Below are 10,858 nucleotides of genomic sequence, written 5' to 3' on the forward strand. Positions count from 1 at the left end.
GGTCACGGTCGGGGCGTACGGGCGTCCAGCGCCTTGCGGATCAGCTCCCGTGCAGCGTCGCCGGTCACGGACTGACCGGCAAGCTCAGCGAACAACCTGCCGTACAAAGCAACCTCGCGGGGTTGGGTCACGGTCAGCTCTGCTGTCACCGCTTCCACAAGTACTAGCCGCTCATCGAACATCACGAAGTTGGTTATCTGCATCGGCAACGCAGCCTCAGCCGGGACGACGCCCAGTAAGACCCTAGGTAAGCCGATCACGGCTAGCAGTCGGTCGAGCTGACCGGTCATCACAGCACCTGTACCAACCGTGGTGTGTAGAGCTTGCTCCGCTACCAGGATGTGAAACCGGTGATCGCCCTTGTATAGAAGTTGCTGGCGTTCGAGCCGTTTTGCTACGCCTTCGTCTAAATCATCTGGCACACGGTAAAAGTCGATGTACCGGCGCAGAACAGCGGCGGCGTACTCGGCGGTTTGGAGGATTCCGGGGATGATGTTCGGCTGGAAAATCCGCATGAGCTTGGACTCTTCGGAAAGCTTCACCACCTGGTTCTGTCGCCGCTTCGTGCCGGTGCCGAGCACCTTCCGCCATTCCAGGTAGGCAGCTTGTACGTTCCGCAGGGTAGCGATCAGGTCGGGTAACTGAGTGTCATTGCCGGTATGACGGCAGTAAGCCCTTAGATGCGCCTCTGTGGGGCTACGGTCCCCGGTTTCGATCTTTGACACCACCGACTCATGCCAACCCGCGAGAGAGGCAAGCTGACGGCCGGACAGCCCGGCATCACGACGAAGCCCCCGGAGAGTTGCCCCAAGGGCTTGTCGCGCTTCATGAACGGAGTTGGTCACCGCTTGACGTACTCCGCATAACGAATAGCCAGCTTCCAGAGCCGCCCCCGTACCTCTTGGCAGTACGCCACGATTCCGGGGTCTGTGGTCACTGCCAGACCGGCCGGTGCCCCGGCCGGATCGGTGAGGTTGTAAACAACCCTCTCGCCATCCATCAACCACCAGTCGTCTGGTGGCACCGTTCCCGCGATATTTCTCGGCACATAACGGATGTCGTCCCCAGCTTCCACGTTGTACCCGGTGACCGACAACAACCATCGCTGATAGTCCGACAGTGGTTCGGTGACCACCCGAACACGGGTCACCGATACGCCCCGGCTAGTGGTTTCCAGCATGAGGTCTTGCCACGGCGTCCGGGTGTACGGGGCTGGTTCGCCAGCGAGGAACGCACGTATCCGGGTGTCCTCGTCGGCTACGTGGTATTCGTCCCGCACTTCGAGATGGAATGCATCCCGTTGCAGCTCACGGAACAGATTCGGCCACAGGTCCGGTTCATCGTTGGGCCGGAGCAGCATTGCCGTAGAACGTCCTTCCTAGCTTCGGGACCTCGATAGCGGTTTCGTTCTCTGCCAGAGTCAACATGCCCAGCGCATCCGGCTCAATGATCGGCCGACCGGATACGGTGAAGGTACCCCGGCCGGTGTCGGTCATAGTGGAGCCGATGAACGTATCCGGCTCGGCGAACCCGGTCAGAAGGTGCGGAATCTCCACCGTCCCCGGTTGGGTTGTTTCCCACCCCTGGACTATGTAGCTGCCCTGGTCGGTGGCATACAGGCTTGGGCAGCCTCCAGAGTCCGATCCGCCTTACCGAGGAACCTTAGGTTCATCCCTCTAACTCCTGTCAGCGACTTGGCACAGCTTGGCGTGTGCTTCACCAATTGTTCCGCAGAGTGACGGCCTCTACAGCTGGTTGAGCGTTGTTTGCCAAATTTTGCCAAGTTCGTAGACCTTGGCGGCAGCCGCTTCTAGCGTTTGAGCTGGCCCCCGTGACATGTGCCGTGATCCGGTCACGGGGTGCCTACCACTGGCCTACTACAGGGGGTTCGAAATGACCGCAGACGGAGACCAACAACGCGAGCGCACAAAGCTTTATCCGTTCCCTGGTGGTGTGTTCGAACGGTGGGGTGACACCGACGGCCCGGAGCCGGGCGTGTATGTCGAGTTCCACCATCCCCGGCAGTCGTGTAACGACGCTCGGGCGTTCGGCCCTGGTGAAGCGGAACGACTCGGTCCGGTGGACGACGAGGCGGAGCCCGCGTGATGGGGTTGTTCGTGGCGTTCGCTGTCCCGCTGGTCGCGTTCTTCGCGGTGGTGTTTTGGCCTCAGCGGATACCGAAAGAGAAGATCGGGAAACGGATCGAACGCGAAGATCAGCGTCAGCAAGGCGGTAGTTAGATGACCGGCGAGGGTCTTCCGGAACGTGAGCCCGGTACGAGATCGGGTCTGTTTCTTCTCTCCAGCTTCGACGAGTGGGAACCTCCGACGCCCGATCTTCTGGAGCGAGTTATGTCCGGCCTGACATCGAAGTCAGGGGATAACCGTTGAAAACCATTACCGGGCTGATCGCTGCGGCCGTGTTGATCGGCATGAGTCCAGCGGCTACCGGCACGGCCCAAGCCGCCCGCAGTTGCGATTTCGAGTTCACGCACTCGGTGCCGACAGTGCTACCGCCCCAGATCACGGGCGACGGTATTGCCGCGTGTGATGTCCCGTCGGACGAACACATAGTCGTCTTGGCATTGCAGCACGAGAAGGGCGGTCGGTGGGAGGTTGTCTCTACCCGAACCGATTGACCATCCCCCCACCATTCCGGGGCGGTGGACACTCCTACGCGGTGTCGGCCGCATGCTACGCCGGGAAGTGGCGTGTCAGCGTCGGTATACGCGGCAAGATTCAGGGGCACCAGTTCACCTACACCAACGCATCCGGCACGGTGGAGGTACCGGCCTCCAAATGCCCTAACCGGTTCTGACCAGAGGAGCGGTATGTCTACCACGGAACCCCCCGGCGCACTCGACAAGGAAACTTCGGTGCGGCTGAGGGATCAGCTCCAACAGATCACAGAGGAAGCGGGCCGGTACCTCGGTCCGGAGCACCGGGCGATAGCCGCACTGATCCAAGCTGCGCGGGAGTTGGCAGCAGCCACCTTCCCCGAGTCGGGGCGGTACGCCGAATACACGCCGGACGAGTGAGTTCGGAGCGGAATCGAGACGACGGAAGCCCCCAGAGTGCGATCTGGGGGCACCGGTACGTAGCCCGACTAAGGGTGCGCTCCTGAGACCACGTCTCATGTGGCGCATTTCGTCAGATTCTCGAGCAGGTCAGCGCCGCGGCGAGGATGAGGAACGCGAGGAAGTGTGTGGCTTTGCGGTCGTAGCTACACCACCACTCGAAATACTCGACTTCGGCGGTGACAGCCGCTCGCCGATTCCCTCGCAGGGACGCGCGAATGCGCCCTTCGCGGTATCCGTGAAGGGCGCCTTCGCTTTCGGCGACGTCGCACGTCCGGGTCACAGCCCCAGCGGCCCGGCTGCGCGGCACGCCTACCCTCCGCCGGACGTGGGCCGGGTTCTGCCCGACGCCGTCTGTCCGGCGGCGTGTCTCAGGACGCGGGGATGTACCGCTCGCGCAGTTTGCGCTTGTAGAGCTTGCCGTTGGGGTCGCGCGGCAGTTCGGGCAGATAGTCGATCGACTTGGGCATCTTGTACTTCGCCAATTGCGTGGCGGCGAACGCGAGCAGTTCCTCGGTGAGCGCGTCGTCGCCGTCGATCCCGTCGGCGGGCTGTACGACGGCCTTCACTTCCTGTCCCCAATCCGGATGCGGGATGCCGAAGACCGCCACGTCGGCGACCTTCGGGTGGGTGATCAGGACGTTCTCGACCTCCGCCGGGTAGATGTTCACCCCGCCGGACAGGATCAGATCCGAACGACGGTCGTGCAGGTAGAGGTAGCCGTCCTCGTCGAGGTGACCGATGTCGCCGACGGTGAACAGGTCACCGACGCGCGAGTCCTCGGTCTTTTCCTTGTCGTGGTGGTATTCGAAACTCGAAGCGCCCATACGCATGTAGACCAGACCGGGCTCCCCGGCCGGCACCTCGGAGCCGTCCTCTTCGCTGAGCACCTTGATCACCGACCACGGCCACGCCTTGCCGACCGACCCCGGCTTGCGCAGCCAGTCGGCGCCGTTGATGACCGTGCCGCCGCCCTCGGTGGCCGCGTAGTACTCGGTGACCGTCGGGCCCCACCACTCGAGCATCTGCCGCTTGGTCTCCTGCGGGCAGGGCGCGGCGCCGTGCACCATGCTGCGCAGCGAGGACACGTCGTATTTGGCGCGCACCTCCTCCGGCAGGGCGAGCAGGCGGTGGAACTGGGTGGGCACCATGTGGCTGTGCGTCACCCGGTGCTTGTCGATCAGCCGCAGCATGTCCTCGGCGTCCCAGCGATCCATCAGAACGAGCTTGTGGCCCAGCTGGATCGAGATGGTGGCGAAGTTCAGCACCGCGGTGTGGTATAGCGGCGAGCCGCAGATGTGCACGTGGTCGTCGTAGGGCGCGAGCTCGAACAGGCCGAAGAACGCGGTGGTGTGCGGCGGGACGACGTCGGGGTCCGCGCCGGTGAGCGGCCGCCGAACTCCCTTGGGCCGTCCGGTGGTTCCGGAGGTGTAGAGCATGGGCGCGCCGGTGCTGCGGTCGGACGGACGGCCGGTGTCCGCGGCGCCGAGCCAAGCCACCGACTTGAAGCCTTCGATCTCGCCCACCGCGAAGCGCGCCGTGGCGGGCAGTCCCGCCTCGTCGGCGGCGGCCTTCGCGGCGGTGGCGAAACGATCGCTGGCGATGAACGCCTTCGCCTCGCTGTCGGCCAGGATGTAGGCGACCTCCGGACCGGTGAGATGCCAGTTCACCGCGACGATGTACAACCCCGACTGGTAGGCCGCGAAATACGCCGCGATGGCCTCCACGCAGTTGTGCACCATGCTCACCAGCACGTCACCGGTGTTCAAGCCGAGCCCGCGCAGGCCGGTGGCGTAACGATCGGCGAGCGTGGCCAATTCGCGATACGTCACCTCCCGGCCCCAGGGATCGACCATCGCGATCCGATCGGGTTCGGCTTCGGCGATGTTCCACAGACCGAGGACTTCTTCCGGTTGCTGCGCAGAGGGACGGTTAGGAGCCGACGGGGCGGGTGAGGCAGTCACGTCTTCGAATTTAGAACCTGTTCTACTGTTCGACAAGGGGTGCGAGCCGATGCAATTGCGCGACATCCGGAACCGACACCAGCATCATGGTCACGCCGGCGGCCTCCCAGACCCGCAGCTGTTTGCGGACATGCTCCTCGTCGCCGATGATCGCGGTGTCCAGAATCAGCTCGTCCGGCACCGCCGCGGCGGCCTCCGCCTTCTTGCCCGACTGGAACAGCTTGCCGATCTCGTCGACCTCACGGTCGTAGCCCATCCGCCGGTACACCTGAGCGTGGAAATTCAGTTCCGGCGCGCCCATGCCGCCGATATAGAGCGCCATGATCCAGCGCATCCGCTCCAGCTCACTCGCCGGATCGTCGGTGATCACCACCTGGCAGCTCGCGGCGATCTCGAAGTCGTCTCGGCTACGCCGCGCGCCGGCCCGCGCGAAACCTTCATCGAGCCACTCGTCGTACATCCCGGCGAGCCGGGGCGCGTAGTAGATGGCCAGCCAGCCGTCCGCGATCTCGGCGGTGAGTGCCACGTTCTTGGGCCCCTCCGCGCCCAGCCAGATCGGCAAATCCGCACGTAGCGGATGCACGATCGGCTTCAGTGGCTTACCGAGCCCGATCGAGCCCGGCCCGGTGTAGGGCAGCGGGTAGTGCGGGCCGTCGCTGGTGACGGGCGCCTGCCGGGCCAGCACCTGGCGCACGATCCCGACGTACTCGCGGGTGCGCTGCAACGGCTTGGCGAAGGGCTGGCCGTACCAGCCCTCCACCACCTGCGGACCCGAGACGCCCAGGCCGAGGATGGCGCGACCGCCGCTGAGATGGTCCAGGGTGAGCGCGTGCATGGCGGTCGCGGCGGGCGTCCGCGCCGACATCTGCACCACCGAGGTGCCAAGGCGCACCCGCCGTGTGGCCGAACCCCACCAGGTGAGCGGGCCGAAGGCGTCCGACCCCCACGACTCGGCGGCGAAGACGGCGTCGAACCCGGCTTCCTCGGCCGCCACCACCAGCTCCCCCGCGTTCGCGGGCGGCTGGGCCATCCAGTACCCGAGTTGCAATCCGAACTTCACCCCGGACCCCTTTCCGATCAACTGCTTGCCACCAGAGTTAGAACCTGTTCTACTCGATATCGTGACTCAGGGGAATACTGCATCCACGGCAATCGCTGGTGGTAGCGGCACGGCATTGAACACGGGCGCCGTGCCCGAGGTACTCAGCGCGCCCCTACGGGTGCGTTTCGATTACACCCGCTCCGTCGGCTCCACCATCGGAACCTTCCTGACCGGATTGCGCGACCACAAGATCGTCGGCGTGCGCGGCTCGGACGGCCGGGTGATCGTGCCGCCGCCGGAATACGATCCGATCACCGCCGAACCGCTGACCGAATTCGTCGACGTCGCCGACACCGGCACCGTCGAGTCGTGGACCTGGGTGCGCGAGCCGCTGCCCGGCCAGCCGTTCGACCGCCCGTTCGCCTGGGCGCTGATCCGGTTGGACGGCGCGGACACCACGCTGCTGCACGCCGTCGACGTCGCCGCACCCGAGGACATCCGAAAAGGCTTGCGGGTGACCGCCCGCTGGGCCGAGCAGACCGAGGGCAGCATTCGCGATATCGCCTGCTTCGAGCCGGGCGAGAAATCCTCCGCACCGCCGGAATCCGCCGCGGCCGACCCGGTCACCATGCTCACCACGCCGGTCGATCTGTCCTACAAGCACACCGCCTCGCCGCAGGAGACCGTGTACCTGCGCGGGCTGGCCGAAGGCAAGCTGATCGGCGCGCGCACCGACGCCGCGGGAAAGGTGTACTTCCCGCCGCGCGGCGCGAACCCCACCGACGGCAGGCCGACCGACGAGTTCATCGAGTTGTCCGATCGCGGCACGGTCACCACTTTCTGCATCGTCAACGTGCCGTTCCTCGGGCAGCGGATCAAGCCGCCGTACGTCGCGGCCTACGTGCTGCTGGACGGTGCGGACATCCCGGTGCTGCACCTGGTGCTGGGGTGCGACGCGAGCGAAGTGCGCATGGGCATGCGGGTGCAGGCGGTGTGGAAGCCGCGCGAGGAGTGGGGCTACGGCCTGGAGAACGTCGACCACTTCCGTCCCACCGGCGAGCCGGACGCCGATTACGAGACCTACTCCCATCACCTCTGAGAGAAGCGCACGTTGACTGACAACGCCACCGACATCGCGGTCGTGGGTTTCGCCCACGCGCCGCACGTGCCGGAGACCTTCGGCACCACCAACGGTGTCGAGATGCTGGTGCCCTGCTTCCAGCAGCTCTACGACCGGCTCGGCATCACCAAGTCCGACATCGACTTCTGGTGCTCTGGCTCGTCCGATTACCTTGCCGGGCGGGCTTTCTCGTTCATCTCGGCGATCGACGCCATCGGCGCGGTGCCGCCGATCAACGAATCGCACGTCGAGATGGACGCCGCCTGGGCGCTGTACGAGGCGTGGGTGAAACTGCGCTCGGGGCAGGCGAAGACGGCGCTGGTGTACGGGTTCGGCAAGTCCTCGGCGGGCACGCTGCGCCAGGTGCTCACCATGCAGCTGGACCCGTACGTGGTCGCGCCGCTGTGGCCGGACGCCTGGTCCATCGCGGGCCTACAGGCCCGCGCCGGTCTCGACGCGGGCCGCTGGACCGAGCGGGACATGGCGGCCGTGGCCGCAGGCGCGTCCGGTGACGCCGACAGCCTGCTCGAACAGCCGTATGTCGCCGATCCGCTGCGGGCGCACGACATCGCGCCGATCACCGATGGCGCGGCGGCGGTCGTGCTCGCCGTGGGCGACCGCGCCCGCGAACTGTGCGAGCGTCCCGCGTGGATCACGGGCATGGCGCATCGGATCGACACTCCCGTGCTCGGCGCGCGCGACCTCACCGTCTCGCCCTCGACGGCCGCCGCGGCCAAGGCGGTCACCGGCGGCGACGTCAGCGATTTCGACATCGCCGAGCTGCACGCGCCGTTCAGCCATCAGCAGCTGATCCTCGCCGAGGCGATCGGGCTGAAGAACGGCACGAAGGTCAATCCGTCCGGCGGCGCGCTCGCGGCGCATCCCATGTTCGCCGCGGGCCTGGAACGCATCGGCTTCGCGGCCGAGGCGATCATCGCGGGCACGGCGGATCGTGCGCTGGCCCACGCCACCAGCGGCCCCGCGCTCCAGCAGAATCTTGTGACCGTTTTGGAATCGGAGAACCGATGAGCTTGCCAGCCGCGGTGCTCGGCACCGGACAAACCCATCACGTGACGAAACGGACCGACGTGTCCATGGCCGGGATGTGCCGTGAGGCCATCGACCGGGCCCTCGCCGACGCCGGTCTCACCATCGCCGATATCGACGCGGTCGTGGTCGGCAAAGCGCCCGACGGATTCGAGGGCGTCATGATGCCCGAGTTGTTCATGGCGGACGCGCTCGGCGCTACCGGAAAGCCGCTGTTGCGGGTACACACCGCCGGGTCGGTCGGCGGCTCCACCGGCATCGTCGCGACCAACCTGATTCAGGCGGGCGTGCACAAGCGTGTGCTCGCGGTGGCGTGGGAGAAGCAGTCGGAGTCGAACGCCATGTGGGCGCTGTCGATTCCGGTGCCGTTCACCATGCCGGTCGGCGCCGGCGCGGGCGGGTACTTCGCGCCGCACGTTCGCTCCTACATCCGGCGCTCCAACGCGCCGAGCCACATCGGCGCCATGGTCGCGGTGAAAGATCGACGCAACGGCGCCAAGAACCCGCTGGCCCACCTGAAGCAGCCCGACATCACGCTGGAATCGGTGCTCGCCTCTCAGATGCTGTGGGACCCGATCCGCTTCGACGAGACCTGCCCCTCCTCCGACGGCGCGTGCGCGATCGTGCTCGGCGACGCGGAGGCCGCCGAGGCGGTGGAGGCCACCGGCCGGAAGGTCGCCTGGGTGCACGGCACCGCGATGCGCACCGAACCGACCACCTTCGCCGGCCGCGACCAGGTCAACCCGCAGGCGGGCCGGGACGCGGCCGCGGCGCTGTGGGAGACGGCGGGCATCACCAACCCGCTGGAGGAGATCGACGTGGCCGAGATCTACGTCCCGTTCTCCTGGTTCGAGCCGATGTGGCTGGAGAACCTCGGCTTCGTGCCGCAGGGCGACGGGTGGAAGCTCACCGACAAGGGCGAGACCGAGATCGGCGGCACCCTTCCGGTCAATCCGTCCGGCGGCGTGCTGTCGTCCAACCCGATCGGCGCCTCCGGGCTGATCCGGTTCGCCGAGGCCGCCAAGCAGGTCATGCAGCGGGCCGGGGACTATCAGGTCGAGGGCGCGCGCAAGGCGCTGGGTCACGCGTACGGCGGTGGCTCGCAGTACTTCTCGATGTGGGTGGTCGGATCGGAGCGGCGGTGACCCCGCTGCAGTTCACCGTCGGCATCGCGCTGAGTCCGCTGGACCAGCTGACGGAGCTCGCGAAAACCGCCGAGGAGTGCGGATTCTCCTCCATCGCGCTGCCCGACTCGCTGTTCTACATGAAGTCGGCGGCGGCGAAGTACCCGTACACCGCCGACGGCAGCCGGTTCTGGGGACCGGACACCCCCTGGGTCGACCCGCTCATCGGCGCGACCGCCATGGCGGCCGTCACCAGCCGCATCCGCTTCTACACGAACGTGCTGAAGCTGGGTTCGCGCAACCCGCTGCTGCTGGCCCGGCAGGTCGGCTCGGTGGCCAACCTGTCGGGTAACCGCTTCGGTTTCGGCGTCGGCATCGGCTGGGCGCCGGAGGAGTTCGAGTGGTGCGGCGTGCCGTTCGCGCGCCGTGGCGCACGGGTGGACGAGATGATCGAGGTGATCAAACTCGTGCTCGCCGGTGGCATGGTCGAGTACCACGGCGAGTTCTTCGACTTCGATCCGTTGCAGATCAGCCCGGCGCCGACCGAGCCGGTTCCGTTCTACATCGGCGGGCACACCGACGCGGCGCTGCGACGCGCCGCGCGGGTGGGCGACGGCTGGACCTCGGCCATGATGACCTACGACGAACTGCGGCGCACCATCGACAAGCTCGACGCGCTGCGCGCCGAGTACGGCCGGACCGACGAGCCGTTCGAGATCCAGGCGGTCTGCGTCGATAGGTTCGGCCGGTCCGGCTATCAGGACCTCGCCGACGCGGGCGTCACCGACGCGATCGTGGTGCCCTGGCTGGCCGACGGCATCGGATTCGACGGCGAATTGGCCGCCAAGCAGGACTCGCTGCGCAAGTTCGCGCGGCAATACATCACCGAACCCGTCCTCGCAGCGCGATGAGGACGACTCGCCGGCCAAGGGAGGCCGTATGACCACCACCGAACATCCGGCCCGGGCCGCGGGCCTCGCATCGCAGGCCGCCGTGCGAGCGCGGGACAAGCAGGCGTGGGTCGCGCTGTTCGCCGAAGACGGCATCGTGGAGGATCCCATCGGCCCGTCCGGCTTCGATCCGCAGGGCAAGGGCCACCGCGGCACCGAGGCCATCGCCGCGTTCTGGGACAAGGCCATCGCGAAGACGGATCTGATCGAGTTCCTGTTCGGCGACTCCTTCGCCTGCGGCAACGAAGTCGCCTTCACCGGCACGATCCGCAGCACCATCGGCGGCCACCGGATCGACGCCGACGGCGTGTTCACCTACCGGGTGGACGACGACGGCAAGATCGCCGCACTGCGCGCGTTCTGGGAGGTGGATCGCGCCATGAAGACCGCGCGGCCGGCCGACTGACGCGGTCGGACGCGAAAGGGCCCTCGCACTGCGGGGCGGATTCTCGGGGTCCTCGCAACACCTGATGGCTATGTGGTCGTCAGTAGATCACGCAGACGCTCGGCTGGGGTTGCCCAGCCGAGCGTTTTG

At 66.6% G+C, this 10,858-nt stretch carries 12 protein-coding genes; 7 read left to right on the forward strand and 5 right to left on the reverse strand.

Features of this window, described 5'->3' with window-relative positions:
• Nucleotides 1–2: 2 nt before the first annotated feature.
• The 3 genes from ACWEKR_RS28330 to ACWEKR_RS28340 are packed head-to-tail and all read right to left on the reverse strand — an operon-like array spanning nt 3 to nt 1,556.
• Entirely contained in the window at nt 3–845 is an 843-nt protein-coding gene (locus tag ACWEKR_RS28330; RefSeq protein WP_452357028.1) for a helix-turn-helix domain-containing protein, read from the reverse strand.
• Entirely contained in the window at nt 842–1,360 is a 519-nt protein-coding gene (locus tag ACWEKR_RS28335; RefSeq protein WP_452357029.1) for a DUF6879 family protein, read from the reverse strand. The genes ACWEKR_RS28330 and ACWEKR_RS28335 overlap by 4 nt, the downstream gene beginning before the upstream one ends.
• Nucleotides 1,338–1,556 (reverse strand): hypothetical protein, encoded by a 219-nt coding sequence (locus ACWEKR_RS28340; protein ID WP_452357030.1) that lies wholly within the window; start codon nt 1,554–1,556, stop codon nt 1,338–1,340. Before ACWEKR_RS28340 ends, ACWEKR_RS28335 begins: the two co-directional genes overlap by 23 nt.
• A gap of 337 nt (nt 1,557–1,893) precedes the next feature.
• Here ACWEKR_RS28340 and ACWEKR_RS28345 point away from each other — a divergent pair, with 337 nt between their 5' ends.
• Both ACWEKR_RS28345 and ACWEKR_RS28350 read left to right on the forward strand, forming a co-directional pair.
• Nucleotides 1,894–2,106 carry a hypothetical protein gene (locus ACWEKR_RS28345; RefSeq protein WP_452357031.1) on the forward strand — a complete coding sequence of 71 codons (213 nt, stop codon included), beginning with the start codon at nt 1,894–1,896 and terminating at the stop codon, nt 2,104–2,106.
• Nucleotides 2,107–2,830: 724 nt separating this feature from the next.
• A complete protein-coding gene (locus tag ACWEKR_RS28350) occupies nt 2,831–3,037 on the forward strand; it encodes a hypothetical protein (RefSeq protein WP_452357032.1) in 207 nt (68 codons plus the stop codon).
• Nucleotides 3,038–3,447: 410 nt separating this feature from the next.
• Here the strand turns inward: ACWEKR_RS28350 and ACWEKR_RS28355 are convergent, their stop codons facing one another.
• Nucleotides 3,448–5,040: an acyl-CoA synthetase gene (locus tag ACWEKR_RS28355; protein ID WP_452357033.1), complete on the reverse strand. Its 1,593-nt coding sequence runs from the start codon at nt 5,038–5,040 to the stop codon at nt 3,448–3,450.
• A gap of 22 nt (nt 5,041–5,062) precedes the next feature.
• Complete coding sequence (locus tag ACWEKR_RS28360; RefSeq protein WP_195088391.1) at nt 5,063–6,100, reverse strand: LLM class F420-dependent oxidoreductase; 1,038 nt, start codon at nt 6,098–6,100, stop codon at nt 5,063–5,065.
• 130 nt (nt 6,101–6,230) lie between these two features.
• On the opposite strand from ACWEKR_RS28360, the gene ACWEKR_RS28365 reads away from it, so the two are divergent.
• Genes ACWEKR_RS28365 through ACWEKR_RS28385 form a run of 5 tightly spaced genes read left to right on the forward strand, consistent with a single transcriptional unit; the run spans nt 6,231 to nt 10,729 of the window.
• Nucleotides 6,231–7,181, forward strand: a complete 951-nt coding sequence (locus ACWEKR_RS28365; protein WP_452357034.1) for a Zn-ribbon domain-containing OB-fold protein — start codon at nt 6,231–6,233, stop codon at nt 7,179–7,181.
• A 12-nt stretch (nt 7,182–7,193) separates the two neighbouring features.
• Nucleotides 7,194–8,231 carry a thiolase domain-containing protein gene (locus tag ACWEKR_RS28370; protein ID WP_452357035.1) on the forward strand — a complete coding sequence of 346 codons (1,038 nt, stop codon included), beginning with the start codon at nt 7,194–7,196 and terminating at the stop codon, nt 8,229–8,231.
• Complete coding sequence (locus tag ACWEKR_RS28375; RefSeq protein ID WP_195088404.1) at nt 8,228–9,394, forward strand: thiolase domain-containing protein; 1,167 nt, start codon at nt 8,228–8,230, stop codon at nt 9,392–9,394. Before ACWEKR_RS28370 ends, ACWEKR_RS28375 begins: the two co-directional genes overlap by 4 nt.
• A gap of 5 nt (nt 9,395–9,399) precedes the next feature.
• Nucleotides 9,400–10,284, forward strand: coding sequence for a TIGR03619 family F420-dependent LLM class oxidoreductase (locus ACWEKR_RS28380; RefSeq protein WP_452357044.1), 885 nt, complete (start codon nt 9,400–9,402; stop codon nt 10,282–10,284).
• A gap of 28 nt (nt 10,285–10,312) precedes the next feature.
• A complete protein-coding gene (locus ACWEKR_RS28385; protein WP_452357036.1) occupies nt 10,313–10,729 on the forward strand; it encodes a nuclear transport factor 2 family protein in 417 nt (138 codons plus the stop codon).
• Nucleotides 10,730–10,858 lie beyond the last annotated feature (129 nt).

The sequence above is a fragment of the Nocardia sp. NPDC004573 genome, from assembly GCF_053602135.1.

Bases quoted from the DNA above. Each gene is read 5' to 3' on its own strand.
- ACWEKR_RS28335 (WP_452357029.1), bottom strand. From the start codon at position 1,360: ATGCTGCTCCGGCCCAACGATGAACCGGACCTGTGGCCGAATCTGTTC.
- ACWEKR_RS28350 (WP_452357032.1), top strand. From the start codon at position 2,831: ATGTCTACCACGGAACCCCCCGGCGCACTCGACAAGGAAACTTCGGTG.
- ACWEKR_RS28345 (WP_452357031.1), top strand. From the start codon at position 1,894: ATGACCGCAGACGGAGACCAACAACGCGAGCGCACAAAGCTTTATCCG.
- ACWEKR_RS28385 (WP_452357036.1), top strand. From the start codon at position 10,313: ATGACCACCACCGAACATCCGGCCCGGGCCGCGGGCCTCGCATCGCAG.
- ACWEKR_RS28375 (WP_195088404.1), top strand. From the start codon at position 8,228: ATGAGCTTGCCAGCCGCGGTGCTCGGCACCGGACAAACCCATCACGTG.